We start from the raw sequence: 23,867 nt of genomic DNA, 5'->3' as shown, positions 1-23,867 counted from the left end.
GGGCGGGCCGGCACCCGTGCGACTGTTCGATCGACGAGCGGAACGGAGACGCCCGAGCCGGAATAGCGGCCACACAGGGCCGGGAATCCAACGAGCGGTCCCCGTCAGCCCGCCACTATGCCAGTGACAGCCGAAAGATACAGGAATCCAACCGAGACTTCGATGATTGCCGCTGGATTCCGGGTTCGCGGCTTCGCCGCGCCCCGGAACGACGGCCAACTGATCCTCCGGAACAACATCACTGGTCCCCGTCAGCCTCCGGCGGCACCGCCAGCACCGAGCGGTTGATCGGGAACCGATCGGCCAGCAGGGCCGCCTCGAACCGCCCGGCATACTCCGACCACGAGATCCCCTGCTGGTGGCGCAGCGCCGCCTCGTGCTGACGCCGCCACAGCGCGTCGTCCGTGAGCAGCGCCACCGCCCGCTCGGCGAAGCGGTCGGGATCGGCCTCGTGAAAGCCGGTGATGCCGTCCAGCACCCGCTCCGGCACCGCCGCCACCGGCGCCACCACGGCCGGCACGCCGAGCGCCTGCGCCTCGGCCACCGCCAGGCAGAACGCCTCGACCTTGTGGCCGAGATAGAGCATCACCCGCGAGCCCCGCATCGCCTCGATCAGGCCGGTGCGGGTCGCCGTCGGGTGCATCCGCACCGAGGCGCGGACATGATCGGGCTGGCCGGCGGGCAGCAGCGAGCCGCCCCAGGCGGCCCAGAAGTCGGCGTCCGCCGGCATCTCGTGCACGCCGTAGACGTCGAGCACCGCGTCGGGCACCCGCGGCAGCACCTTCTCGGCCCAGATCTCGACGAGACGCTTGAGGTTGCGCTGCGGATTGGAGGCGAAGATGGCACGCCGCGGCGGCGGCGCCGCAAGCGGGGCCTGGCCGCGCACGTCCTCGGGCAGCCCGAGCGGGATCAGGATGTGCGGATCGCGCCGCGGCAGGAACGGCGAGTAGATGTGGACCTGGTGCAGGCTCTGGAGCACCGGCACCGGCCGATACCACCACACCCGGCCGATCTGCTTGTAGTGCTTGAGGTGGTTCGGCTGCCACAGCACCCAGATGGCGCGCCGCCGCGGCCGCCGCACGAAGCGCAGGAGCCGCGGATGCTGGCAGGCGACGTAGAGGTCGCAGGTCTCCGGGCGGGCGCCCGTGATGGGTCGCCACTGCACGCCGTGGTCTTCGACGGGGGCGTCGCAGTTGCTGTAGACGGTGACGGCGTGGCGGCGGCGCACCAGCTCGCGGGCGAGCCGGATCACCGACGATTCGGTGCCGCCGAGCGGATGCGTCTCCAGGTGACGCCCGTCGTAGCGGCGCGTGGTGTCGGCGATGACGATGTCGGCCATGGCAGGATCGGCGGTGATGCTGGGGTGATGGAGCGCTTGCGTTTCGGCGCCGGGACGGCTGTGATACCGCAAGCGCCTTCCTTCCCCAACCTCTCCCACCGCACACTCCCCCCAACACACTCCCCCCAACGACGAAAAACCGAATCCGAGGAGACCATCAGGATGGCCAACAACACGCTCAGGGTCGGCTGGATCGGCATGGGTCGGATGGGCTACGCCATGGCCGAGCGGCTGGTGAAGTCCGGCCACGACGTCTCGATCTGGAACCGGACGCGGTCCAAGGCGGAGCCGCTCGCCAAGCTGGGCGGCAAGGTGGTCGACCGGCCCAGCGATCTCGGCGGCGTCGACGTGTTGTTCTCGATCGTGTCGACCGGCAAGGACCTCGAGGAGGTCTATTTCGGTCCGAACGGCGCCGTCACCGGGAGCGCGGTGCCGTCCGTGCTGGTCGACTGCTCCACCATCGCGGTCGACGCCTCGGCCGCGATCCGGGCGAAGCTCGCCGATCGCGGCGCCGATTTCGTCGCCTGTCCGGTCTCCGGCAACGCCAAGGTGATCAAGGCCGGCAAGCTGTCGGCGGTCGCCTCCGGTCCCGAGGCGGCGTTCCGCAAGGTCGAGGATGTGATCCGGGTGGTGGCGCCACACGGCGTCTCCTATGTGGGCGACGGCGAGCTGGCCCGCGTCTGCAAGATCGCCCACAACGTGCTGCTCGGCGTCGTCATCGAGAACCTGATCGAGATCACCCTCCTGGTGAACAAGCTCGGGGTGCCGCGCCACGCCTTCCTGGCGTTCCTCAACAACAGCGTGATGGGCTCCACCTTCACGGCCTACAAGTCGCCGGCGCTGGTCAATCTCGACTGGACCACGACGTTCACGCCCGAGCTGATGCGCAAGGACCTCGACCTCGGGCTGGAACTCGGCCGCGAGCAGGACGTGCCGATGCCGGTGACGGCGGCGGCCCGCGAGATGCTCCAGGCCCATTTCGGCGCCGCCATGCTGAAATCCGATCCGGACGCCTATCTGGAGAAGGACTTCGCGGCGCTGATGGAAACCATGGCGCTGCTGTCCGGGATGACGCTCGCGCCCGAGAACGTCGCGGTGCCGACCGGGCTGGAGCACTGACCGGCCGCCCGTCCACGGACAGGCGCCGCGTCAGCGCGGCCGCCTGATCCGCACATAGAGGGCGCCGGCACCGCCGTGGCCGGCGGCGGCGTCGAAGCCCACCACATAGGCGCGGAACTCGGGGAGCTGGAGCCACAGCGGCACCTGCCGGCGCAGGATGCCGCGGCCCTGGTGGTGGAGATGGCCGCCGCGAGAATGTTCGCGGCCCGGACCGGCGTCGCCCTCGCCCCCCTTGCCGGTGATCACCAGCACGAAGCGGGCGCCGCGCGCCTGCGCGGCCGCCACGAAGCGGCGCAGCGCCGCGTGCGCCTCCGCCTGGGTCATGCCGTGCAGGTCCAGGCGGGCATCGATCTCGGTGTGGCCGCGGGTCAGCCGCTTGGTGTCGCGGCGGCCGAGCGGCGCGAGCGACGGAGGCGAGGGCGGCGTGTCGGGCCCGGCGGTCCGGGGGCCGGCGCTGCGCGACCCCGCGGTCGGCCGCGGCTCCGCCGCCGGCGGACCGGCGGCCTCGGACGACAGCGACGCCATCGCGGCCGCCTGGGCCGGACGCAAGGGCCGCACCGAGCGCACCACCCCGGCCCACAGCCGGCGCTCCTCCTCGTTCAGCCTGCGGATCATGGCGAATGCTCCCGGCCCGCCTCAACGGCCGCGGTGGCGGCGGACGGCGCGCGGCTCGCCGCGGCCGGGGCGGCGCTTGACCGCCGGCTTCTCGGGCTCCGGAGCCGGACGGGCGAGCGGCAGCGGCATGCGGGCGCCGACCGCCACCGGATCGATCTCGCGCGGCACCAGCAGGGCGAAACGGCCCGCCTGGCGGATGCGGCCGGCGATGCGGCCGGCCTCGTCGCCGGCACCGAAATAGAGATCGGCCCGCGCCGGCCCGACGATCGCCGACCCGGTGTCCTGGGCGATCATGGTGCGGCGGAACGGGTCCGCGCTGCGCGGCCCGGTGATCGGCAGGTCGGCCCAGATGAAGAACGGCGTGCCGTAGACGTGGATGCGGTCGACCGCGATGGAGCGGCCGGCGGTGAGCGGCACCCCCTGAGCACCGGCCGGCTCGCGCTCGTCGTTCAGCCCGGTGACGCGGAAGAACACATAGGAGCGGTTCTGCCGGCGAACGTCGTTCGCCTCCTCGGGATTGGCCAGCATCCAGTCGCGGATGCGCGCCATCGACATCTCCTCGCGGGGAATGTGGCCGCGCTCGATCAGCACCCGGCCGACCGGCGTGTAGGGATAGCCGTTGTGGCCGTCGTAGTTGACCCGCAGCAGCGTGCCGTCTTCGAGCCGCACCCGGGCCGAGCCCTGGATCTGGATGGTGAGCAGCTCGGCCGGGTCCTTGAGCCAGGCGAGCTCCAGATGGCGGCCGCCGAGCGCCCCGTCCTCGATCTCGCCGCGGTCCCAGTAGGGCACCCGCTCGCCGTCGAGTGTGATGCGCAGCGCCTGGCCGCGGTTGGGGAAGGGTTGGCCGGGCTTCTGGCCGGGCGCGACGAGGTCCGGCGGCCGGCGGTGGAGCGGCACCTTGAAGGTCGGGCTGGCGAAGCGGGAGCCGTCGACGATCGGCTCGTAATAGCCGGTCAGGAAGCCGGCACTCTCGCCCAGCCGGGTGATGGCCAGGGGCCGGAAGTGATCCTCGAAGAAGTGCCGGGCGGCGTCGCCACCGCGCAGCCGGGCGGCGAGTGCCCGCCGGCAGGGAGGCACCAGGGCGCGCCGGATCGCGCGCGGATCGGCCGCCGCATCGCCGCGCACGATCGGGCCGCAGCTGATGCGGAACGCCGCGAAGGCGGCCGCGTGGTCGTCCTCGGCCCAGCCCGGCAGGTCGGTCCAGTCGATCGGATCGAGCTGAGCGTCGTCGAAGTGGAGCGGCACCTCGGCCGAGTGGGCGGGTCGCGGTAACGGCAAGGGCGGCGTCTCGCCCCGGCGCGCCTCGGCGTCATTCATCCCGACCCACAGCCCCGCCGTGAAGGCGACCGCCAGGCCGAACAGGCTCGCCACCGCCGAGGCGGTGCGCCGTCGCGGCAGGGCGGCGGCCGACATCGCGGCGACGCTAGTGGCCGGCCTCGGTGGCGACCAGCTTCCAGTTGGGGTCGCGGGACGACACGTCGCGGGCGAAGGTCCAGACGTCGGTCACCTCGGTGACCTTCTCGTCGCTGCCGTCGACGACGGCGCCGGTGCGGTCGCGGGTGACCGAGATGAGCTGCGAGACGAAACGCAGGGTGACCTGGGCGATGCGGCCGCGCAGCTCGGCCGACGAGATTTCGGCCGTGTCGATCGACACGAACTTGGTCTCGGCGGTCTCGCCCCGGCTCTCGCGGTCGCGGATGGCGGCGTCGAAACCCTCGAACACCTCCTTGGAGAGCAGGTTGCGCAGCGACCGGCGATCACCTTCCGCGAAGGCGGTGACGATCATCTCGTAGGCGGCCCGCGCACCGGCCAGGAAGTGCTGCGGATCGAAGCTGCTGTCGGCCTCGGCGATGGCCTGGAGTCCGGATGCGACGGCCGATCCCGGCACCGCGATGCCCTTCAGCCGCTCGCCGACGGCGGCGGCCGTCTCGGCCGCGACCTCGGCGGGGCGGGCGGCGGCATCGCCGCGCGGCGGCAGGGTCACCACCTTGTCGTTGGCATTGGCGCTGCCGCGCACGCCGTCGCGGCCGGAGAACGGGTCATAAGGCGGACGCTCGCGGCCAGTCCGCTGGCCGAGCACGCTGCGCAGCCGCAGGAAAATGAACACCGCGAGCGCCAGGAAGATGATGGTATAGATGTCAAACACGTCCCGCACGCTCTCGCAGACGTTGATGGGAACAGAATGGCCAGCTTCGGGCTAACACGGGGTCGATAGGCGGGTTCCGGCACCGTGGTGGCCATGATCCCTGGTTGACATGATCTAGGTATGGTCGTGTCGTCGGTCCAGGGGGGTGCGGCTCCAAGCTGCGGCGTCGGACCCGTGCTCCGGATAGGATCTGCTCCGGATTTGGTCTGCTCCGGACGAAGCCGGCATCCGCTGGATACCGCTTCGGACGGGCGGTGAACAGACGCCGTCGCGACGTCGGGCGCACGGGCCTAGCGTGGTATTTGTGACCGCTTCCGGATGCGAGATCAATGAAAATCGGCAAGTGGCTGCTCCCTGGTCTGCTCCTTCTGCCGCTGGCCGAGCTTCTGGTTTTCGTCGCGGTGGCGGCGGTGATCGGGCTCGGCGGCGCCACCGTCCTGCTGATCGCCGGCTCGGGAATCGGCGTGCTGGTGCTGCACCGGCACGGCCCGTCCTGGCTGCAAGAGGTCCGCGATCTCATCACCGGCCGTACCGTGGCCCGCGATCCCGATCGGCCGGTCCCCGCCATCCCGGCACTGGCGGCCGTGCTGCTGGCCGTCCCGGGCTTCCTCACCGACGCGGCGGCGGCCCTGCTGCTGGTGCCGGCGGTGCGCCAGCGGCTCGACGCGCTGCTCGGGACCGGGTCGCCGCGCGGCGCGCCGGGACCGGGCTTCGCCCGCCGGCATCCCGGGCGAGGACCGATCGTCGATCTCGCGCCCGACGAGTGGCAGGACGTGCCCGACCCGCCGCCCCGGCGACGCCGGCGCCGGCCACCCGCCGAGCACACTCCCGCCGGACGCCCGCCCGGCGGGTGAGCAGCAGGGGGGCGGCCCCCGCGGGGGTGCGCTTGTCGGTCCCCGGCGGCTGTGTTAGCCACTCGACGCCGCGCCGGCCGCCGCCGGACGGACCGAATTCGCATCGCACACGCCCGGTTTGCACGGGCGCCCGATCTGCTCGAGGAGAGCCCATGGCCACGACCACCAACGGGGGCGACGCGGCAGCCGCCCAGGCGCAGCCCTCGGGGCCGTCGCTCAACGTGCTCGCCCAGTACGTCAAGGATTTCTCGTTCGAGAACCCGAACGCGCCGCGCAGCCTGATGCAGTCGCCCAAGCAGCCGACCATCAGCGTGCAGATCAACGTCAACACCAACGCGCTGTCGGACACCGACTACGAGGTCGAGCTGAAGCTCGACGGCAAGGCGGAGATCGACGGCAACACGCTGTTCGGCTTCGACCTGCTCTATGCGGGCGTGTTCCGTCTCCAGAACATCCCGCAGGACAACCTGCCGCCGTTGCTGATGATCGAGTGCCCGCGGCTTCTCTTCCCGTTCGCCCGCGAGATCGTCGCGAACGCCGTGATCCACGGCGGCTTCCCGCCCCTGCTGCTCGATCCGATCGACTTCGTCTCGCTGTTCCAGCAGCGGATCGCCAATCTTCAGGCGCAGCAGCCGTCCGCGCAGGCCTGACGCAGGCCTGACGCAGGCCGGCCCGCGCCGGGCGATCGAGACACACGAAGGCCGGGCCACACGCCCGGCCTTTTCTGTTGGGTGCAGGCGGCGCGCGGCCGGATGACGGGATCAGCCGGCCGAACGGGCCGCGGCGGGCGCCGGCTCGGCCGCGGCCAGATAGTCGCGCCAGATCGCCTGATCGCCGAGGCTGTCGACGAAGGCGCGGTGAGCCGCGATCTCGTCGGCGGACAGCCGCGGTGCGAGCGGCGTCGGTCGCGGCCGCGCCCGGCCCGATGTCGCCACCACCACCGAGGCGCTCGCGGTCTCCAGTCCGAGCTGCGCCTGGCGGGCCTCGATCAGCTCCAGATAGACCTCGGCCAAAAGCTCGGCATCGAGCAGCGCGCCATGCTTGACGCGCCGCGACGTGTCGATGCGGAAGCGGGCGCACAGATCGTCGAGGCGGTTCTGGCCGCCCGGATACTTGCGGCGGGCGAGCAGCAGCGTGTCGACGAGACGGGCGCGCGGGATCACCGGCAGGCCGCAGCGCTCCAACTCCGCATTGATGAAGCCGAGATCGAAGCTCGCATTGTGGGCGACCAACGGGGCGTCGCCCACGAAGGCGATGAAAGCCTCGGCCACATCGGCGAACAGCGGCTTGTCGGCGAGGAACTCGGCCGACAGACCGTGCACCGCGAAGGCTTCGGCGGGCACATCGCGCTGCGGGTTGAGATAGTAGTGGAAGGTCTGGCCGGACGGGATGCGGTTGAGCAGCTCGATGCAACCGATCTCGATCAGCCGGTGACCCTGATAGGGATCGAGGCCGGTGGTCTCGGTGTCGAAGACGATCTCACGCATCATGGCTCGTGGCCGGGCTCCCGCTGTCGCCGGGCGGCGAGCCGTCCGCCGCCGTGGACGGGCGGCGCGGCTCCCGGCACGCGACGGCGCGGAGAATGGCACGAACCTGGGTGCGGGCGGAATCGAAGCCGCCGGAGCTGTCCACGATAAAATCGGCGCGCCGGCGCTTCTCGGCGTCCGGGATCTGCTTGGCCAGGATGGCGGCGAACTTCTCCTCGGTCATGCCGGGCCGGCGCAGCACGCGGGCGCGTTGCACGGCGGCGGGGGCCGACACCACCACCACGAAGTCGACGCGGCGGTCGGCGCCGGTCTCGAACAGAAGAGGAATGTCGAGCACCGCGACGGCCGCCCCGTCCGCGGCGGCGCGCGCCAGAAACGCCTCCTCCTCCCGCCGCACCAGCGGATGCACAATCGCCTCCAGCCGGGCGAGGGCGGCGGCATCGTTCATCACCAGCGGCCCCAGGCGGGTGCGATCGACCTTGCCGTCCACCACGGCGTCGGGAAACGCCGCCGCGATCGGGGCCACCGCGGCTCCCTCGTAGAGACGGTGGACGGCCGCATCGGCATCGTGCACCGGCACGCCGGCCTCGGCGAACAGCCGTGCCGTCACCGACTTGCCCATGCCGATCGACCCGGTGAGGCCGATGATCCGCATGCTTGATCTCCATCGGGCGCACCGCGCGCCCGCTCAGCCGACCAGGCAGCCTTCGCGGCGCAGGAAGCCGAGCAATGGCAGTAGCGGCAGCCCCAGAATGGTGAAGTGATCGCCGTCGATGCGCTCGAACAGATGAATGCCGAGCCGTTCGAGCTGATAGGCGCCGACGCTCGCCGTGACGGCGTCGCCGGCGCTGTCCAGATAGGCATCGAGAAAGCGATCGGTGAGGCGGCGCATGGTGAGCTGCGCCGTCTCGACATGGCCGAAGATCACCCGCCCGTCCTTGGCGACCGCGACGGCCGAGTGCAGCGCATGGGTGCGGCCGCTCATGGCCTTGAGCTGCTCGCGGGCGGCATCCCGGTCGGCCGGCTTGTTGAAGCGCCGGTCGCCGAGCGCCAGCGTCTGGTCGGCACCGACCACGTAACAACCGGAGCGTTGCACCGCCACCACCCGGGCCTTCTCGCGCGCCAGCACGAGAGCCGCCTGAGCGGGCGACACCGGGCCGGCGCGAACCTCGACCTGGCGCTCGTCGATGTCGGCCTCGGTCGGCTCGATCGGAATGCCGGACGCCTCCAGCATGGCGCGACGGGCGGCGCTGCGCGAGGCGACCACCAGGGGCTGCGGAGCGAGCCAGAGCACTTCAGTGGCCCTCCGGCTGACGGCGCCGCTCGGCCAGCAGCGCCAACACGGCGGCGGCGGTCTCCTCGATGGAGCGGCGCGTGACGTCGATCAGCGGCCAGCCGCGGCGGGCACACAGGCGGCGCGAGTAGACGATCTCCTCGGTCACCGCCTCGCGGTCGATGTACTGGTCGTCCTCGTTGTGGGCCTTGAGCCCGAGCAGACGGTTCTGGCGGATGGCCACGATGCGCTCCGGGCTGGCGAACAGGCCGACCACCAGAGGCTTCTGGAGGGTCTCCAGGGCGGGCGGCGGCGGCACGCCGGGAACCAGCGGGATGTTGGCGGTCTTGACGCCGCGGTTGGCGAGATAGATCGAGGTCGGGGTCTTGGACGTGCGGGAGACGCCGACCAGCACCACGTCGGCGCGCTCGAGATCGTCGGCGAGCTGCCCGTCGTCGTGCATCATGGTGTAGTTGAGGGCGTCGATCCGCTTGAAGTACTCGGCATTGAGGACGTGCTGGGCGCCGACCTTGGGGGTCGATTCGTGGCCGAGATGGGATTCGAACAGGCGCAGCACCGGGCCGAGGATCGACAGGCAGGGCAGGCCGAGATCACGGCAGGTGGTTTCCAGCCTCTCGATCAACGTCTCGTCGAGCAGGGTGTAGAGCACCACCCCGGGCTCCTGCTCGATCTCGGCCAGCACATGATCGAGCTGCTTGGCGGTGCGCACCGCCGGATAGACGTGCTCGACCGCCGAGACCTGGGTGTACTGCGCGGTGGCGGCCCGGGCGACCGTGATGAGGGTCTCGCCGGTCGAGTCGGAGACGAGATGCAGGTGGAAGAAGCTGGTCGGTTTCGTCATCGGCCCCACGGAATCGCGCCCCCCGGAATTGTGCCGCCGAAATCGTGCTGGCGAAATCGTGCTGGCGAAATCGTGCTGCCGGAATCATGTCTCCGGTCTCGGGTCCTCCCGGGTCACACCCCGCTGCTTCACGCCCTGAGGACAGCTGTGGACGGCTGGGGAGAACACCGCGCGGGCGCCGCCTCCGCGGGACGGGCCGGTGGTCCCGCGGCACCCCGGATCACAAATTCACAGGACGGGACGACGAGTCGAGGATTTATACTCCTTCATTGTGAAGAGCGGCAATGATATCAGGCGGGCCGAGCAGGGCGGTCACCAACCGCTGCGGCACAGGCGGTCGCAGTGCAGTCGACAGGATCGCTCGACACACAGGACGGTGGACCATGCTGTGGATGACGTTGCGGCTGGTGTGGACGGGGGAGTCGTGAGTCTTTTCCCGCCCCCAATAGACTCAACAATGAAGATTCTCTTAATCTTTTGATTTGATAGAGCCGATGAACAATCCTGCTGTCTCTCCGAACACTCCCACCCGTGCGGTCCTTGACGTCCTCGCCGGCAAGCGTCAGGCAACACCGCCGGTCTGGATGATGCGTCAGGCCGGACGCTACCTCCCCGAGTACCGCGCCACCCGCGAGCAGGCCGGCAGCTTCCTCGACCTGTGCTTCAATCCAAAGCTCGCCGCCGAGGTTACGTTCCAGCCGATCCGTCGGTTCGGCTTCGATGCCGCGATCCTGTTCTCCGACATCCTGGTGGTGCCGCACGCTCTCGGCCAGACGGTGAGCTTCGCGGCCGGCGAAGGGCCGCGCCTCGCGCCGCGGGTCGACCGGGACAATGTCGGCCGGTTCTCCGGCAGCTTCGACCAGGCGAAGCTCGCGGCGGTGTTCGAGGCGGTGCGGCTGATCCGGGCCGGGCTGCCGGCGGAAACGACGTTCCTCGGCTTCTGCGGGGCGCCGTGGACGGTGGCGACCTACATGGTGGCCGGGGAAGGGACCTCGGACCAGGGGCCGGCGCGCTCGTTGGCGTATCGTGATCCGGAGACCATGCAGCGGCTGATCGACGGGCTGGTCGATGCCTCGATCGCCTATCTGATCGAGCAGTTCCGGGCGGGGGTGGACGCCGTGCAGGTGTTCGACACCTGGGCCGGCATCCTGCCGCCGGCGGAGTTCGACCGGTGGGTGATCGCCCCGACGGCGCGCATCGTCGCCGGCGTGCGGGCCGCGGTGCCGGACGCCAAGATCATCGCCTTCCCGCGTGGAGCCGGAACGCAGCTCGAGCGTTTCATCGACAAGGTGCCGGTGAACGCCGTGGGGCTCGACTGGACGATGGATCTCACCTTCGCGCGCGAGCGAATCCAGAGCCGAGTGGCCGTGCAGGGCAATCTCGACCCGCTGCTGCTGGTCGCCGGCGGCGACGCGCTCGACCGCGGCGTCGACGCCGTCATGGAGGCGTTCCGCGACGGCCCGTTCATCTTCAACCTCGGCCACGGCATCACGCCGGAGGCGCCGATCGCCAATGTGGAGCGCATGCTGGCGCGGGTCAGGGGCGGTTGACGGAAGACCCGCGGGGCGCGCCGGCGGACGATCGGCGGGGCGAGATCGCCTCGCCGGCACGTCGGCTCCTGCGGGCGGCGGTGGGGCTCGTGGCGCCGCTCGGCCTGGCGGTCGGACTCGTCGTCGTGGTGCCGGTCGGGGCCTATCTGTGGATGCGGGCCGTCCATCTGGTCGCGGTGGCGTGCTGGGTGGGGGGCATGCTGGTGCTGCCGCCGCTGTTCGCCCGGCATATCCGGGTCGCCTCTGGGCCGGCGGCCGACCTGCTCGGCGAGATCGAGCACCGGGTGATGCGTCATCTGGTCAACCCGGCCATGGTGGTGACCTGGGGGGTGGGCGGCTGGCTGCTGTGGAACGGCGGTTGGTGGTCGAGCGGCTGGTTTCATGCGAAGCTGGCGCTCGTCATCGTGCTGTCGGGCCTGCACGGCATGCTGTCGGCGGAAATCCGGCGGCTGGCGCAAGGGTCGCCGCGCTACGCCCGATTTTATATTCCGCTCGGCGTGATCGGCGGCATTCTGGCAGTCGGAACGGTGCTGCTGGCGGTGGTCAAGCCGCTCTGACCGGCAGTGGGCGCCCACGGTTTGGGCAGGGTTCGCTCTTGCGTGGTCGGCGCTCTTTACCTATGTTGGCCCCATCTCCCCGAACGCAGGCAGATGCAGTCGAACGAGGCTTCCAACGAGCCGAGTCGCAGCATCGGGGCCAGAGGCGACAAGCCCGTTTGCCCTGAGACCTGTGAGTTCCCCTTCCAGCGTCGATCGGCCCTCCATCGACACACAGGATTACCCGCATGCGGGAAATGAAGCTTCAGGACCTCAAGTCCAAGACTCCGACCGAATTGCTGGCCTTCGCCGACGAGCACGAGGTGGAAAACGCCTCGACGATGCGCAAGCAGGAGCTGATGTTCGCGATCCTCAAGCAGCTCGCGCAGAAGGACGTGGAGATCATCGGCGAGGGTGTGGTCGAGGTGCTGCAAGACGGCTTCGGCTTCCTGCGGTCGCCGGAGGCCAACTATCTGCCGGGGCCGGACGACATCTACGTGTCGCCGTCGCAGATCCGCCGCTTCGGCCTGCGCACCGGCGACACCATCGAGGGGCAGATCCGCAGCCCCAAGGAAGGCGAGCGCTATTTCGCGCTGCTCAAGGTCAACACGATCAATTTCGAAGACCCCGACAAGGCGCGCCACAAGATCAACTTCGACAACCTGACGCCGCTCTATCCGGACGAGCGGCTCAAGATGGAGGTCGAGGACCCGACCCGGAAGGATCTGTCGGCGCGGGTGATCGACATCGTGGCGCCGATCGGCAAGGGCCAGCGCGCCTTGATCGTGTCGCCGCCGCGCACCGGCAAGACGGTGCTGCTCCAGAACATCGCCCACGCCATCACGGCCAATCACCCGGAGTGCTACCTGATCGTGCTGCTCATCGACGAGCGGCCCGAGGAGGTGACCGACATGCAGCGCTCGGTGAAGGGCGAGGTGATCTCCTCGACCTTCGACGAGCCGGCGGCGCGCCACGTGCAGGTCGCCGAGATGGTGATCGAGAAGGCCAAGCGGCTGGTCGAGCACGGCCGTGACGTGGTCATCCTGCTCGACTCGATCACCCGCCTCGGTCGCGCCTACAACACGGTGGTGCCGTCCTCCGGCAAGGTGCTGACCGGCGGCGTCGACGCCAATGCGCTCCAGCGCCCGAAGCGGTTCTTCGGCGCCGCCCGCAACATCGAGGAGGGCGGCTCGCTCACCATCATCGCGACCGCGCTGATCGAGACCGGCAGCCGCATGGACGAGGTGATCTTCGAGGAGTTCAAGGGCACCGGCAACTCCGAGATCATTCTCGACCGCAAGGTGGCCGACAAGCGGACCTTCCCGGCGATCGACATCACCCGCTCGGGCACCCGCAAGGAAGAGCTGCTCACCGAGAACCAGACCCTCAAGAAGATCTACGTCCTGCGCCGCATCCTCAACCCGATGGGCACCATGGATGCGATCGACTTCCTTCTCGACAAGCTCCGCAATACCAAGAACAACGGCGAATTCTTCGACTCCATGAACACGTGAGGCGATGCGCGACCCTCCCCAGCGGCTGGCAGTCGGACAGGCACGCTGGCCGCAGGACCGGGCGCTGGTGGAGGGGCTGATTCGCGACTTCGCCGCCTGGGCGGGACCCAGAGCGGGCACGGGCGGGCCGCAGGTGCCGCTCGCCCGGCTGCCGGGTCGCTATCGGATGCCGCATGGCTGCATCCTGGTCGCGCATGCGGGGTCCGATCCGGTCGGGGTGGCGGCGTTCCGCCGGCGTCGGGTCGGCGTGTGCGAGATCGACCAGCTATTCGTGCGGGAGGCGTTCCGGGGGCTCAGTATCGCCGGCGTGCTGCTCGATGGGCTGATCGCCACGGCGCTGGCGGTGGGCTATCGCCGCATGATGGTCGAGGTCGGGGACGGCTGCCGGGCGGCGCGCGAGGTCTACCGGAAGGGCGGCTTCCAGGTGGTGCGCTCACGGGCGCCGCGGCCGGGGGTGGTGACCCTCGGCCTCGATCTGCGCGCCGCGCTGCCGGTCGTTCCGCCCGGGATCCGGTCGCCCGCGGGCATCGGCTGACCCGTGATCAGGCGCTTGGCCCGAGGGCCGCCAGGGTGGCGGCCAGGGCTGCCGGGGTGTCGATCGGACGCGAGCAGCGCCCGGCGGTGCACACGAAGACGGCGCCCGCCGTCGCTGCGGCGTGGCCGCGGGCCGGATGATCGGGCGGCAGCCGATCCGGCTGTGGGGCCCACAGGACCGTCCGCTCGGTGAACGGAACGTGCTGCACCGCGTCAATGAGCGCAGCATTGTGCGCGGCCTGGCCGCTGACGACCAGCTCCACACCGCGCAGCCGCAGGTCGAGGGCATTCAGCAGGCCGAGATGGCCGAACACATTGCTGGCCGCCATCGGCAGCACCCCGTCGAACAGGCGGTCGGCGCGTTCGCGCCAGGTGTCGGCGCCGGTGAGCACCGCCAGGCGAATCAGATTTTGCGCCGCAACGGCGTGGGGATTGGGGGTCGCGTCGTCCTGGGTGGCGGCCGGACGGATCACCAGGCCCTCGGCATCGTCGGCGGTGAGAAAGTAGCCCCCGGTCGTCGGGTCGGCGTGGTGACGCTCCAGAGCGGCCTGCCAAATCAAGGCTTTATCGATGAAATCCCGGTCCCCCGTGGCCTCGTGCAGGGCCACGGCGGCGCGCCCCATGGCGGCGAAGTCGCTGGCCAGGCCGGGCATCAGCAGGCGGCCGTCGCGCCACGAGTGACCGAGACGGTCGCCGCGGGTCATGTGCGTTGCAACAAAGTCGAAAGCGCGGCGGGCGCGGGCCACCCAATCGGGCTCCCCGAGCAGCGTTCCCGCATTCGCCAGGGCCGCGATCATCAGCCCGTTCCAGTCGGCCAGCACCTTGTCGTCGAGGCCGGGGCGGATTCGACCGGCGCGCGCCTCCAGCAGCTTGTTGCGCAGTGCAACAAGGTGGGTCTCCAGATCGGGGTCGTCGGGCCGGAGCGATGGGCTTGATCCGGTACGGGCACGCGCATGCTCGTCGAGGGCGGCGAGGCGGTTGAGGATCGTCTGGCCCTCGAAATTGCCGCCCGGGGTCACGTCGTAATGACGGGCGAACAGGTCGGCATCGTCGGGACCGAGCACGGCCGCGATCTCGTCCGGGGTCCAGACGTAGAACTTGCCCTCGTGGCCTTCGGAATCGGCATCGAGAGAGGCACAGAAGGCCCCCTCGGGGGTGGTCATCTCGCGGGCCAGCCAGGCCACCGTCTCGGCGGCACGCCGGCGGAACAGCGGGTGGCCGGTGCGGGCATGGGCGAGCGCCAGCAGCTCGAGGAGCTGGGCGTTGTCGTACAGCATCTTCTCGAAATGCGGCACCAGCCAGCGCTCGTCGACGGAATAGCGGGCGAAGCCGCCGCCGAGATGATCGTAGATGCCGCCCTCGCACAGGCGTTCGAGCGAGTGGGCGACGAGATCGACATAGAGGTTGGGGCTCGGCGGCTGGGGAGTGGCGCGGTCGGCGCGCTGGCCGGCCCGCCACAGCAGCTCCAGCATGGCCGGCTGCGGGAACTTGGGAGCGCCGCGGAGCCCGCCATGGGTGAGGTCGATCAGGCCGGCGACCTGCTGGGCGACGCGGTCGAGCTCGGCGACCCCGATGGTCACCGGGCCGGCGGCCTCGGCGCGGGCCGCGAGGCGGCCCATCAGGGCGTCGCGGTTCTGGGTGATGCGATCGGGCTCCTCGCGGAACAGGCGCGCGACCTCCTCCAGCACGTCGACGAAGGACGGGCGGCCGTAACGCGAGGTCTTGGGAAAGTAGGTGCCGCCCCACACCGGCTCGCCCTCCGGCGTCAGGAACATGGTAAGCGGCCAGCCGCCCTGTTGGCCGAGATGATGCAGCGCCGCCATGTAGATCTGGTCGATGTCGGGGCGCTCCTCGCGGTCGACCTTGATGTTCACGAACAGCCTGTTCATCACGGCCGCGGTGTCGCGGTCCTCGAAGCTCTCGTGCGCCATCACATGGCACCAGTGGCAGGCCGCGTAGCCGATCGACAGCAGGATCGGCCGGCCGGTCCGCCTGGCCTCGGCGAGGGCGTCCGGCCCCCAGGGCCACCAGTCGACCGGATTGGCGGCATGCTGAAGCAGATAGGGGCTCGTCTCACCGGCGAGGCGGTTAGCGGGTGAGGGCGCGGCAGGGCTGGGGCTGTCCATGGGTCTCCCGGGGGTTTCGGCCATTATCAGGGAGAACCGGCCAAACCGACAGGGGTGCCGGGCGCGACAGGACAGCCGATCGATGACGGGGTGGTCGACGTTGAGGTTAATGAGGGGTAAATGGTGGAGGATTCGGGACCGGGTGTATCGTGAGGGGCGTCCTGGTAGCGAGGTGAGCGATGCGACTGTTGTCGACCTGCGCCATGATGCTGCTGCTGGCGAGCCCGGCGGCGGCCCAGACCTTCACGACCGGCTGTGGATGGGGCTCGCGCAGCGTGTTCTGCCAGTCCAAATGGCTCAGTGGTCCGGTCGCCGTGGCGGGCCAGCTCGACTATGTCGAGATGCGCAAGGTCAGCGCCGACGAGCGCGCCGTCTGGCAGACGCGGTGCCGCCCGCGGGACGTCACCGATCGGTATGGTGTGGTGCACGTCGTCTATGCGGCGGCAGGGTGCCAGTACGGTCCCTGAGGGCGTGGGCTGTCGCCGGCGGCCGGCCGGCATTCTCCTGAGACGGTCCAGTCGGCAGCATGGCTGACACTATTTTTGCTCTCTCGTCGGGGCGGCCGCCGGCCGCCATCGCGGTCGTTCGGGTGTCCGGCCCACAAGCCGGCGAGGCCGTGCGGCGGCTCGTCGGCCGGGTGCCGGAGGCGCGGCGGGCCACGCTGGCGACGCTGCGCGAGCCGGCGACGGGTGAGCCGATCGACCAGGCGCTGGTGCTGTGGTTTCCGGGGTCGGCGAGCGAGACCGGCGACGACACCGTCGAGTTCCAGGTACATGGCGGGCGGGCCGTCATCGCGGCGGTGCTGGCGGCGCTCGGCCGCGTGCCGGGTTGCCGGCCCGCCGAGGCGGGCGAGTTCACCCGGCGGGCCTTCGACAATGGCCGCCTCGATCTCACCCGGGTGGAGGGGCTCGCCGACCTCATCGGTGCCGACACCGAGGCGCAGCGGCGGCAGGCGCTGGCGCAGCTCGGCGGGCTGCTGGGCGACAAGGCCGAGGCGTGGCGGCAGCGGCTGATCGGCGCTCAGGCGCTGATCGAGGCCGGGATCGACTTCTCCGACGAGGCGGACGTGCCGGGCGAGTTGGTCGGGCCGGCGCTGGCCGAGGCGGCGGCCCTGCGGGCCGAGATCGTCGCGGTGCTGGCCGACGGCCGCCGCGGCGAGCGGCTGCGGGACGGCCTGGTGGTCGCGCTGGCGGGCCCGCCAAACGCCGGAAAATCGAGCTTGCTCAATAGGATGGTGCGACGCGAGGCGGCCATCGTGTCGGCCTTGCCGGGCACCACGAGAGACGCCATCGAGGTGCATCTCGATCTCGGCGGCCAGCCGGTCACGCTGGTGGACACGGCGGGCCTGCGCGAGACCGACGATCCGGTGGAGCGCGAGGGGGTGCGGCGGGCGCGGGATCGGGCGGCCGCGGCCGATCTGCTGCTGTGGCTTCAGGACGGGGCCGAGCCGGACGGGGCAGTGCTACCCGATGGGCTGGCCGGCCGGGTGTGGCGGGTGGTGACCAAGGCCGACCTGTTGGACGAGGCGACGCGGACCCGATGGGCCGGTACCGACACTCACCTCACCTCGGCGCGGACCGGGGAGGGCATCGCGGCGCTGATGGAGGCGCTGGAGCAAGCCGCCGCGACGCTCATCGGAGCCGGCGATCCGGCTCTGGTGACGCGGGCCCGGCACCGGGCGGCGCTGGAGGAGACGGTGGCGGCACTCGACCGGGCGGCGGCCGGGGCGGGCGGCCCGGAGGAGATCGTGGCCGAGGAGCTGCGGCTGGCCGGGCGGGCCCTGGGCCGCCTGGTCGGGCGGGTGGATGTCGAGGACGTGCTCGATGTCATCTTTCGTGATTTCTGCATCGGCAAGTGATAGAGGCAGCGGAGGTCGTCCGTGGGCGACCTGACCGCGGCGGCCGCACGCCGGGCGCGGTGTTTCATGTGAAACATGGTCTCCAAACCCCCGGCATCGCACATGGACCAGCGTTACGACGTGATCGTCATCGGGGGCGGCCATGCGGGCTGCGAGGCGGCGGCGGCCGCCGTCCGGATGGGCGCTCGCACCGCCCTGGTGACGCACCGCTTCGCCACCATCGGGGCGATGTCGTGCAACCCGGCGATCGGCGGGCTCGGCAAGGGCCATCTGGTGCGCGAGATCGATGCCCTCGACGGCCTCATGGGCCGGGTCGCGGACCAGGGGGGAATCCAGTTTCGGGTGCTGAACCGCCGTAAGGGGCCAGCGGTGCGGGGGCCGCGCTGCCAGGCGGACCGCAGGCTCTATGCGGCCGCCATGCAGGCGGCGATTCGTTGCACCGCCGGGCTCACCGTCGTCGAGGGCGAGGCGGACGACCTCGTCGTCACGGATGGCCGGGTCACGGCGGTGCGGATGCAAGACGGCCGGGTGCTCGGGGCCGGCGCCGTGGTGCTCACCACCGGCACCTTCCTCCGCGGCCTCATCCATATCGGCGAGCGCCAGATCCCGGCCGGGCGGGTGGGCGAGGCTCCCGCGCTCGGTCTGTCGACGACGCTGGAACGCCTCGGGCTCCAGCTCGCCCGCCTCAAGACGGGAACACCGCCACGGCTCGACGGACGCACCATCGACTGGGCCGCGGTGGAGCGGCAGGCGGGCGACGACCCGCCCGAGCCGTTCTCGCCGATGACGGGCCGGATCACCACCCCGCAGGTCGACTGCGGCATCACCCGCACGGTGGCGGCGACCCATGCGGTGATCCGCGCCAATGTCCACCGCTCGCCGATGTATTCGGGACAGATCGCCAGCCGCGGCCCGCGCTATTGTCCGTCGATCGAGGACAAGATCGTCCGCTTCGGCGATCGCGACGGGCACCAGATCTTCCTGGAGCCGGAGGGGCTCGACACCGACACGGTCTATCCCAACGGCATCTCGACCTCGCTCCCTGAGGACGTCCAGGCCGCCGTGGTGGCCAGCATTCCCGGGCTGGAGCGGGCCGTGATCGAGCGGCCCGGCTACGCCATCGAGTACGACCATGTCGACCCGCGGGAGCTGGGACCGAGCCTCGAGTCGCGCCGTGTCGGCGGGCTGTTCCTGGCCGGGCAGATCAACGGCACCACGGGCTACGAGGAGGCGGCCGGGCAGGGGCTGGTGGCCGGGCTCAACGCCGCGGGGCGGGCCGGGGGCGGCGAGCCCGTCGTGTTCGACCGCGCCGAGTCTTATCTGGGCGTGATGATCGACGATCTCGTCACCCGGGGGGTGACGGAGCCCTATCGGATGTTCACGTCGCGGGCCGAGTACCGCCTGACGCTGCGGGCCGACAATGCCGACCAGCGGCTCACCGGCCGCGGGATCGAGATCGGCTGCGTCGGCGCCGAGCGGGCCGGGCTTTACCGCGCCCGGATGGCGGCGCTCGACGCCGCCCGCTCGCTCGCCCGGTCGCTGACGGTGACCCCGACCGAGGCGGCCCGCCACGGCCTCGCCCTCAATCGCGACGGCCAGCGGCGCAGTGCCTTCGATCTCCTGGCCTATCCGACCATCGGGCTCGCCGACGTCGCGCGCATCTGGCCTGAGCTGGGAGCGCTCGATCCCGCCATCGCGGCCCAGATCGAGATCGACGCCAAGTACGCCGTCTATCTCGATCGTCAGCACGCCGATATCGCGGCGTTCCGGCGTGACGAGGGGATCACGGTGCCGGAGGATCTCGACTACGCGGCGGTGCCGGGGCTCTCCAACGAGGCGCGACAGAAGCTCACTGCGGCGCGGCCGCGGACGCTCGGCCAAGCCGGACGGCTCGACGGGCTCACGCCTGCGGCCCTGATGCTGCTGGCGGCCCATCTGCGCCGGCCGGGCCGGGGGCGCGACACCGCGGGTGCCGCATGAAGCCCGCTCGCGCCCTGCCCGCGATCGATCCGGCGGACCGCGCCGCGGCGCTGGCGCTCACCCCTGTTTCATGTGAAACAGCCGCGAGGCTGGATCGCTTCGTGGCGCTGCTGCTGGAACGGCAGGCGGTGATGAACCTGATGGCGGCGTCCACCATCCCGACCCTGTGGACCCGCCACGTCGCCGATTCGCTCCAGCTGCTGCCGCTGATCGGCGACGAGGCCAGGACGATCGTCGATCTCGGCTCCGGGGGTGGCTTCCCCGGCCTGGTGCTCGCCTGCGCCCTGGCCGACCGGCCCGGCGCCGTGGTCCATCTGGTCGAGAGCACCCGCAAGAAGGCGGCGTTCCTCCAGGACGCGGCGACCGCGCTCGCCCTGCCGGTGCGGGTTCATTCAGAACGGATCGAGGATTTCGGCCGCCGCCGGGCGGTGATCCCCGACATCGTCACGGCGCGGGCCCTCGCGCCGCTTCCCGTTCTGCTCGGCTACGTTTATCCTTTCTTAACCAAGCGCGGCCGCGCCCTGCTGGCCAAGGGCCAGGACGTCGAGGCCGAACTGAGCGAGGCATCCAAGTCGTGGAAAATAAAGGCGGATCTCGTTCCGAGCAAGACCAGCCCGGAGGGACGGATCGTCGTCGTTCACGGCCTCGAGGCGCGCACCCGATGACCCATCGGCCGGATTGCCCACTCGTTCCGCGACGGTGCGGCGCCCTGCGGCGTCCTCCGCTCTCGTCCAGTGAAAGCCATTGCGATGTCTGAATCGTTCACCGGAGAGGACGTCGCCGTCCCGTCCGCCACCCTGCCGCATCGCGGCCCGCGCGTGCTGGCGATCGCCAACCAGAAGGGTGGCGTCGGCAAGACCACCACGGCCATCAATCTTGGCACCGCGCTCGCCGCCACCGGCGAGGAGGTGCTGGTGGTCGATCTCGATCCGCAGGGCAACGCCTCCACGGGGCTCGGCATCGACCACAAGAGCCGGGACGTCTCCACCTATGACGTGCTCTCCGCCGAGGCGGCGCTGCGCGACATCGTGCGGCCCACCGCGGTGCCGCATCTGTGGATCGCGCCCTCGACCCTCGACCTCGCCGGCGTCGAGCTGGAGATCGGCCAGCGTCGCGATCGCGCCCACCGGCTGCGCGACGCCGTCACGGCGCTCAACGGCGATCCGGGCGAGCCGCCCTTCACCTATGTGCTGATCGATTGCCCGCCGTCGCTCAACCTGCTCACCATCAACGCCATGGCGGCCGCGCATGCCATCGTGGTGCCGTTGCAATGCGAGTTCTTCGCCCTCGAGGGGCTGTCGCAGCTGCTCAAGACGGTCGATCAGGTCAAGGCGACGCTCAATCCCGGGCTCGAGATCCACGGCATCGTGCTGACCATGTACGACGCCCGCAACAACCTGTCGGGCCAGGTGGTGGCGGATGTCCGCGCCTTCCTGGGCGACAAGGTCTACGAGACCGTGATCCCGCGCAATGTGCGCGTCTCGGAGGCGCCGTCCTACGGCAAGCCGGTGCTGGTCTACGACCTGCGCTGCGCCGGCAGCGAGGCGTATCTGCGGCTCGCCACCGAGGTGATCCAGCGCGAGAAGGCGTTCGCCGAGCGGCCCGCCGGCTGAGCGCGACGTCCCGCGGGCGCTGCGAGCGTCATTTTTATACTTTGTATGACGAGTATCCGGGAGACCGCCATGGCCGAAGATGCCCCGCGCTCGCGACTGGGACGCGGACTGGCCGCGCTGATCGGCGATGTCGAGCCGTCGCAGGCCGCCGCGCCGGCTGCGCCGCGCGAGCGTGACCGCGATGCCGAGCGGGTGCGCTCCGGCGCCCGCAAAGTGCCGATCGAGTTCATCCGCCCCAACCCGCGCAATCCCCGCCGCAGCTTCGCCGAGGCCGAGCTCGACGAGCTCGCCGCCTCGATCCGCACCCGCGGCCTGATCCAGCCGATCGTGGTGCGCTCCGTCGCCGGCAAAACCGACGCCTACGAGATCGTCGCCGGCGAACGGCGCTGGCGCGCCTCGCAGCGCGCCGCGCTGCACGAGGTGCCGGTGGTGGTGATCGACGTCACCGACGCGCAGGCGCTGGAGATCGCCATCATCGAGAACGTCCAGCGCGCCGATCTCGATCCGCTGGAGGAGGCGGCCGGCTATCAGGCGCTGCTCGACAGCTTCGGCTATGGCCAGGACGAGGTCGCCCGCACGGTCGGCAAGAGCCGGCCGCATGTCGCCAACACGCTGCGCCTGCTCAAGCTGCCGGACGGCGTCAAGGCGATGATCACGGCCGGCCAGCTCACCGCCGGTCATGCCCGCATGCTGGTCGGCCAGCCCGATGCCGAGTCGCTCGCCCGCGACATCGTGGCCCGCGGCCTCAATGTCCGCCAGGTCGAGGCGCTGGTGCGCGAGCGCAGCGACGGGCCGCGGCCCGGACCGAAGCCGCGCTCCGCCGCGCCCCAGAAGGACGCCGACACCCGCGCGGTGGAGAAGCGCCTGTCGGATGCGCTCGGCCTCACCGTGGTGATCGACCACAAGGGCGACGGCGGCACCGTCCACGTCCACTACCGCGATCTCGATCAGCTCGACGAGGTGCTGCGCCGGCTCGAAGCCGGCTGAGCGGCGCGCCCGTTCCTGCCGTCGTTCATGCCGCCAGGCCGGCCTTGTAGCCCATGCGGAAGCCGCCCCAGTGGCGGCCCCGCACCATGATCGGGGCCGAGCAGTCCTTCATCAGCACGAAGCTGCCGCCGCCCATGTCGCGCCGGTAGGTCTGCAACAGGAACGGCTTGGTATTGCGCCCGGCGGCGAGCCCGGTGCGGTCGTTGAAGATGCGCCGGTTACGGCAGTTCGCGGTGTTCCACGCCGTCTCGCCCGCCCGCTGCGGCAGCGAGAACTTCTTGTTGTGGGTCGGCAGGTAGCCGTTGCGGTCGACCGCGACACAGAAGGCGATTGCCGGATTGCGCGCGAGCAGCGGCTCCTGGACGGGTGGCAGCAGCCGGTCGCACAGTGCGGTGAAGCGCGTCGTCACCTGCGGCGGGTCGCTGCCCGGCACCGCAACATAGGTCTCGTCGAACAGGTCCGTGAGCGTGGTCTCACCGGCCGCAAGCGCCTGGTCGAACAGCCGCGCGATCTCCTCGGCGGCCGCGGTCACCAGGGCGACGAACGGCGTGTCGTCGGTCTCGACTCCCGATCCCGCGGTCAGCACGGCCAGCTCCTCGGCCCGGCCGAGCAGCGCGTGCACCCGATGGTCGGCGGCGCGCAGCTCCTCGGAGGAGCGCACCACATGGTCCGCCATCGCCTCGAAGGCGGCCTGCAAGGCGTCGCAGCGAGCCTGAATGTCGGTGTTGGAGTCGACGATCAGCCGCATGTCGCCGCGCATGCGCGTCATCGCCGGGCCGACATGGCCGATGACCTGGCGGATCGCCGCGGTGCCGGCCTGCACGGTGGCGGCCCGGCCGACGGTCTCCACCGATTCGGCCACCAGGCCGCGCGTCTGGGTATCGAGCAGCGCCAGCGTGGCGGCGATCTCGGCGGTCGCCTGGGAGGTCTGCTTGGCCAGCTCCTTCACCTCGCTCGCCACCACGGCGAAGCCGCGCCCGGCGGCGCCGGCGCGCGCCGCCTCGATGGCGGCGTTGAGGGCGAGCAGATTGGTCTGGCGCGCGATGGCGTCGATGCCGCCCGCCGCCTTGGCGACCCGTTCGAGCGCGCCACGCAGGCCCTCGAGCTTGCGTTCGAAGCCGGCCGTGGCGGAGGCCAGCGCGCTGATCTCGGCGAGCGACGCCGTCACCTGGTCGGCCGAGGAGTCCATCTCCTGGCACGCCGCCACGATGGTCTGATCGGCCGCGATGGCGGCGGCCCCGATCCTGCGGTTCGATCCGGTCAGCTCGGTGGCCGCCTCCGACAGGTTGCGGCATTCGCTCGTCAGTTGCTGGGCCCGGGCATCCACGTCGGCGATGCTGCCGGCGACATCCGCCAGCTCCACCGAGAGGACCCCCGCGGTTCGGGCTATGGTGCGAACCACCTCATCCCCGGTCGCCGCCTGGGGCACTGCCATCGTTTTCCTCCAGTATTGCAACTTTCGTCCAACGCGATC

Annotated in this window: 23 protein-coding genes; 13 read left to right on the top strand and 10 right to left on the bottom strand. The window is 70.8% G+C overall.

Annotated features, from left to right (window positions below):
- Positions 1-238 precede the first annotated feature (238 nt).
- Entirely contained in the window at positions 239-1,339 is a 1,101-nt protein-coding gene (locus ACFQUV_RS11840) for a glycosyltransferase (protein ID WP_129607262.1), read from the bottom strand.
- A gap of 162 nt (positions 1,340-1,501) precedes the next feature.
- Between ACFQUV_RS11840 and ACFQUV_RS11835 the strand changes: the two genes are divergently transcribed.
- Positions 1,502-2,458, top strand: coding sequence for an NAD(P)-dependent oxidoreductase (locus ACFQUV_RS11835; protein WP_129607261.1), 957 nt, complete (start codon positions 1,502-1,504; stop codon positions 2,456-2,458).
- Positions 2,459-2,488: 30 nt separating this feature from the next.
- Here the strand turns inward: ACFQUV_RS11835 and ACFQUV_RS11830 are convergent, their stop codons facing one another.
- Genes ACFQUV_RS11830 through ACFQUV_RS11820 form a run of 3 tightly spaced genes read right to left on the bottom strand, consistent with a single transcriptional unit; the run spans position 2,489 to position 5,219 of the window.
- Entirely contained in the window at positions 2,489-3,073 is a 585-nt protein-coding gene (locus ACFQUV_RS11830) for a Smr/MutS family protein (protein WP_129607260.1), read from the bottom strand.
- A gap of 21 nt (positions 3,074-3,094) precedes the next feature.
- Entirely contained in the window at positions 3,095-4,486 is a 1,392-nt protein-coding gene (locus tag ACFQUV_RS11825; protein WP_129607259.1) for a murein transglycosylase A, read from the bottom strand.
- Positions 4,487-4,496: 10 nt separating this feature from the next.
- Complete coding sequence (locus tag ACFQUV_RS11820; RefSeq protein WP_129607258.1) at positions 4,497-5,219, bottom strand: Tim44/TimA family putative adaptor protein; 723 nt, start codon at positions 5,217-5,219, stop codon at positions 4,497-4,499.
- Positions 5,220-5,548: 329 nt separating this feature from the next.
- Here ACFQUV_RS11820 and ACFQUV_RS11815 point away from each other — a divergent pair, with 329 nt between their 5' ends.
- Both ACFQUV_RS11815 and secB read left to right on the top strand, forming a co-directional pair.
- Positions 5,549-6,073: an FxsA family protein gene (locus tag ACFQUV_RS11815; protein ID WP_129607257.1), complete on the top strand. Its 525-nt coding sequence runs from the start codon at positions 5,549-5,551 to the stop codon at positions 6,071-6,073.
- Between the two features lie 152 nt (positions 6,074-6,225).
- Entirely contained in the window at positions 6,226-6,723 is a 498-nt protein-coding gene (secB, locus tag ACFQUV_RS11810; protein WP_111383299.1) for a protein-export chaperone SecB, read from the top strand.
- Between the two features lie 111 nt (positions 6,724-6,834).
- Here secB and dnaQ read toward each other — a convergent pair whose 3' ends face one another.
- The 4 genes from dnaQ to ACFQUV_RS11790 are packed head-to-tail and all read right to left on the bottom strand — an operon-like array spanning position 6,835 to position 9,695.
- A complete protein-coding gene (gene dnaQ / locus ACFQUV_RS11805; RefSeq protein WP_129607256.1) occupies positions 6,835-7,560 on the bottom strand; it encodes a DNA polymerase III subunit epsilon in 726 nt (241 codons plus the stop codon).
- Entirely contained in the window at positions 7,553-8,215 is a 663-nt protein-coding gene (gene coaE, locus ACFQUV_RS11800; RefSeq protein WP_129607255.1) for a dephospho-CoA kinase, read from the bottom strand. Before coaE ends, dnaQ begins: the two co-directional genes overlap by 8 nt.
- Before the next feature lie 33 nt (positions 8,216-8,248).
- Positions 8,249-8,854 (bottom strand): Maf family protein, encoded by a 606-nt coding sequence (locus ACFQUV_RS11795; RefSeq protein WP_280176739.1) that lies wholly within the window; start codon positions 8,852-8,854, stop codon positions 8,249-8,251.
- Between the two features lies 1 nt (position 8,855).
- A complete protein-coding gene (locus tag ACFQUV_RS11790) occupies positions 8,856-9,695 on the bottom strand; it encodes a pyruvate, water dikinase regulatory protein (protein WP_129607254.1) in 840 nt (279 codons plus the stop codon).
- Positions 9,696-10,189: 494 nt separating this feature from the next.
- On the opposite strand from ACFQUV_RS11790, the gene hemE reads away from it, so the two are divergent.
- The 4 genes from hemE to ACFQUV_RS11770 all read left to right on the top strand — a co-directional run bounded on the left by hemE (position 10,190) and on the right by ACFQUV_RS11770 (position 13,830).
- Positions 10,190-11,245, top strand: a complete 1,056-nt coding sequence (gene hemE / locus ACFQUV_RS11785) for a uroporphyrinogen decarboxylase (RefSeq protein ID WP_111383303.1) — start codon at positions 10,190-10,192, stop codon at positions 11,243-11,245.
- Between the two features lie 89 nt (positions 11,246-11,334).
- Positions 11,335-11,802, top strand: a complete 468-nt coding sequence (locus tag ACFQUV_RS11780; RefSeq protein WP_129607253.1) for a CopD family protein — start codon at positions 11,335-11,337, stop codon at positions 11,800-11,802.
- Between the two features lie 227 nt (positions 11,803-12,029).
- Positions 12,030-13,295 (top strand): transcription termination factor Rho, encoded by a 1,266-nt coding sequence (gene rho / locus ACFQUV_RS11775; RefSeq protein WP_111383305.1) that lies wholly within the window; start codon positions 12,030-12,032, stop codon positions 13,293-13,295.
- A 4-nt stretch (positions 13,296-13,299) separates the two neighbouring features.
- The gene (locus ACFQUV_RS11770) at positions 13,300-13,830 is read left to right on the top strand and encodes a GNAT family N-acetyltransferase (protein WP_129607252.1); all 531 of its coding nucleotides are present in this window, start codon (positions 13,300-13,302) and stop codon (positions 13,828-13,830) included.
- Positions 13,831-13,837: 7 nt separating this feature from the next.
- On the opposite strand, the gene ACFQUV_RS11765 is transcribed toward ACFQUV_RS11770, so the two are convergent.
- A complete protein-coding gene (locus ACFQUV_RS11765; RefSeq protein WP_129607251.1) occupies positions 13,838-15,955 on the bottom strand; it encodes a thioredoxin domain-containing protein in 2,118 nt (705 codons plus the stop codon).
- Positions 15,956-16,134: 179 nt separating this feature from the next.
- Between ACFQUV_RS11765 and ACFQUV_RS11760 the strand changes: the two genes are divergently transcribed.
- The 6 genes from ACFQUV_RS11760 (at position 16,135) to ACFQUV_RS11735 (ending at position 22,393) form a co-directional block, all read left to right on the top strand.
- The gene (locus tag ACFQUV_RS11760) at positions 16,135-16,422 is read left to right on the top strand and encodes a hypothetical protein (RefSeq protein ID WP_111383308.1); all 288 of its coding nucleotides are present in this window, start codon (positions 16,135-16,137) and stop codon (positions 16,420-16,422) included.
- 59 nt (positions 16,423-16,481) lie between these two features.
- Positions 16,482-17,813, top strand: a complete 1,332-nt coding sequence (gene mnmE / locus ACFQUV_RS11755; RefSeq protein WP_129607250.1) for a tRNA uridine-5-carboxymethylaminomethyl(34) synthesis GTPase MnmE — start codon at positions 16,482-16,484, stop codon at positions 17,811-17,813.
- A 102-nt stretch (positions 17,814-17,915) separates the two neighbouring features.
- A complete protein-coding gene (gene mnmG, locus ACFQUV_RS11750; protein WP_378394869.1) occupies positions 17,916-19,793 on the top strand; it encodes a tRNA uridine-5-carboxymethylaminomethyl(34) synthesis enzyme MnmG in 1,878 nt (625 codons plus the stop codon).
- Positions 19,790-20,458, top strand: coding sequence for a 16S rRNA (guanine(527)-N(7))-methyltransferase RsmG (gene rsmG / locus ACFQUV_RS11745; protein WP_129607843.1), 669 nt, complete (start codon positions 19,790-19,792; stop codon positions 20,456-20,458). Before mnmG ends, rsmG begins: the two co-directional genes overlap by 4 nt.
- An 84-nt stretch (positions 20,459-20,542) precedes the next feature.
- The gene (locus ACFQUV_RS11740) at positions 20,543-21,406 is read left to right on the top strand and encodes a ParA family protein (protein ID WP_129607844.1); all 864 of its coding nucleotides are present in this window, start codon (positions 20,543-20,545) and stop codon (positions 21,404-21,406) included.
- Between the two features lie 69 nt (positions 21,407-21,475).
- Complete coding sequence (locus ACFQUV_RS11735) at positions 21,476-22,393, top strand: ParB/RepB/Spo0J family partition protein (RefSeq protein WP_129607845.1); 918 nt, start codon at positions 21,476-21,478, stop codon at positions 22,391-22,393.
- 25 nt (positions 22,394-22,418) lie between these two features.
- Here the strand turns inward: ACFQUV_RS11735 and ACFQUV_RS11730 are convergent, their stop codons facing one another.
- The gene (locus ACFQUV_RS11730; protein ID WP_129607846.1) at positions 22,419-23,828 is read right to left on the bottom strand and encodes a methyl-accepting chemotaxis protein; all 1,410 of its coding nucleotides are present in this window, start codon (positions 23,826-23,828) and stop codon (positions 22,419-22,421) included.
- Positions 23,829-23,867: the final 39 nt, after the last annotated feature.

The sequence above is a fragment of the Rhodoplanes sp. P11 genome, from assembly GCF_964266735.1.
In the GTDB taxonomy this organism is placed as follows: Bacteria; Pseudomonadota; Alphaproteobacteria; order Rhizobiales; family Xanthobacteraceae; genus Rhodoplanes; species Rhodoplanes serenus.
The sequence above is the reverse complement of the archived record's forward strand: the minus strand, read 5'-3'. Positions and strand labels throughout refer to the sequence as shown.

What these genes read in the sequence shown, in the direction of transcription:
- ACFQUV_RS11840 (WP_129607262.1), bottom strand. Translation starts at nt 1,339, where the DNA reads ATGGCCGACATCGTCATCGCCGACACCACGCGCCGCTACGACGGGCGT.
- ACFQUV_RS11835 (WP_129607261.1), top strand. Translation starts at nt 1,502, where the DNA reads ATGGCCAACAACACGCTCAGGGTCGGCTGGATCGGCATGGGTCGGATG.
- ACFQUV_RS11830 (WP_129607260.1), bottom strand. Translation starts at nt 3,073, where the DNA reads ATGATCCGCAGGCTGAACGAGGAGGAGCGCCGGCTGTGGGCCGGGGTG.
- ACFQUV_RS11825 (WP_129607259.1), bottom strand. Translation starts at nt 4,486, where the DNA reads ATGTCGGCCGCCGCCCTGCCGCGACGGCGCACCGCCTCGGCGGTGGCG.
- ACFQUV_RS11815 (WP_129607257.1), top strand. Translation starts at nt 5,549, where the DNA reads ATGAAAATCGGCAAGTGGCTGCTCCCTGGTCTGCTCCTTCTGCCGCTG.
- secB (WP_111383299.1), top strand. Translation starts at nt 6,226, where the DNA reads ATGGCCACGACCACCAACGGGGGCGACGCGGCAGCCGCCCAGGCGCAG.
- dnaQ (WP_129607256.1), bottom strand. Translation starts at nt 7,560, where the DNA reads ATGCGTGAGATCGTCTTCGACACCGAGACCACCGGCCTCGATCCCTAT.
- coaE (WP_129607255.1), bottom strand. Translation starts at nt 8,215, where the DNA reads ATGCGGATCATCGGCCTCACCGGGTCGATCGGCATGGGCAAGTCGGTG.
- ACFQUV_RS11790 (WP_129607254.1), bottom strand. Translation starts at nt 9,695, where the DNA reads ATGACGAAACCGACCAGCTTCTTCCACCTGCATCTCGTCTCCGACTCG.
- hemE (WP_111383303.1), top strand. Translation starts at nt 10,190, where the DNA reads ATGAACAATCCTGCTGTCTCTCCGAACACTCCCACCCGTGCGGTCCTT.
- rho (WP_111383305.1), top strand. Translation starts at nt 12,030, where the DNA reads ATGCGGGAAATGAAGCTTCAGGACCTCAAGTCCAAGACTCCGACCGAA.
- ACFQUV_RS11770 (WP_129607252.1), top strand. Translation starts at nt 13,300, where the DNA reads ATGCGCGACCCTCCCCAGCGGCTGGCAGTCGGACAGGCACGCTGGCCG.
- ACFQUV_RS11765 (WP_129607251.1), bottom strand. Translation starts at nt 15,955, where the DNA reads ATGGACAGCCCCAGCCCTGCCGCGCCCTCACCCGCTAACCGCCTCGCC.
- ACFQUV_RS11760 (WP_111383308.1), top strand. Translation starts at nt 16,135, where the DNA reads ATGCGACTGTTGTCGACCTGCGCCATGATGCTGCTGCTGGCGAGCCCG.
- mnmE (WP_129607250.1), top strand. Translation starts at nt 16,482, where the DNA reads ATGGCTGACACTATTTTTGCTCTCTCGTCGGGGCGGCCGCCGGCCGCC.
- mnmG (WP_378394869.1), top strand. Translation starts at nt 17,916, where the DNA reads ATGGACCAGCGTTACGACGTGATCGTCATCGGGGGCGGCCATGCGGGC.
- rsmG (WP_129607843.1), top strand. Translation starts at nt 19,790, where the DNA reads ATGAAGCCCGCTCGCGCCCTGCCCGCGATCGATCCGGCGGACCGCGCC.
- ACFQUV_RS11740 (WP_129607844.1), top strand. Translation starts at nt 20,543, where the DNA reads ATGTCTGAATCGTTCACCGGAGAGGACGTCGCCGTCCCGTCCGCCACC.
- ACFQUV_RS11735 (WP_129607845.1), top strand. Translation starts at nt 21,476, where the DNA reads ATGGCCGAAGATGCCCCGCGCTCGCGACTGGGACGCGGACTGGCCGCG.
- ACFQUV_RS11730 (WP_129607846.1), bottom strand. Translation starts at nt 23,828, where the DNA reads ATGGCAGTGCCCCAGGCGGCGACCGGGGATGAGGTGGTTCGCACCATA.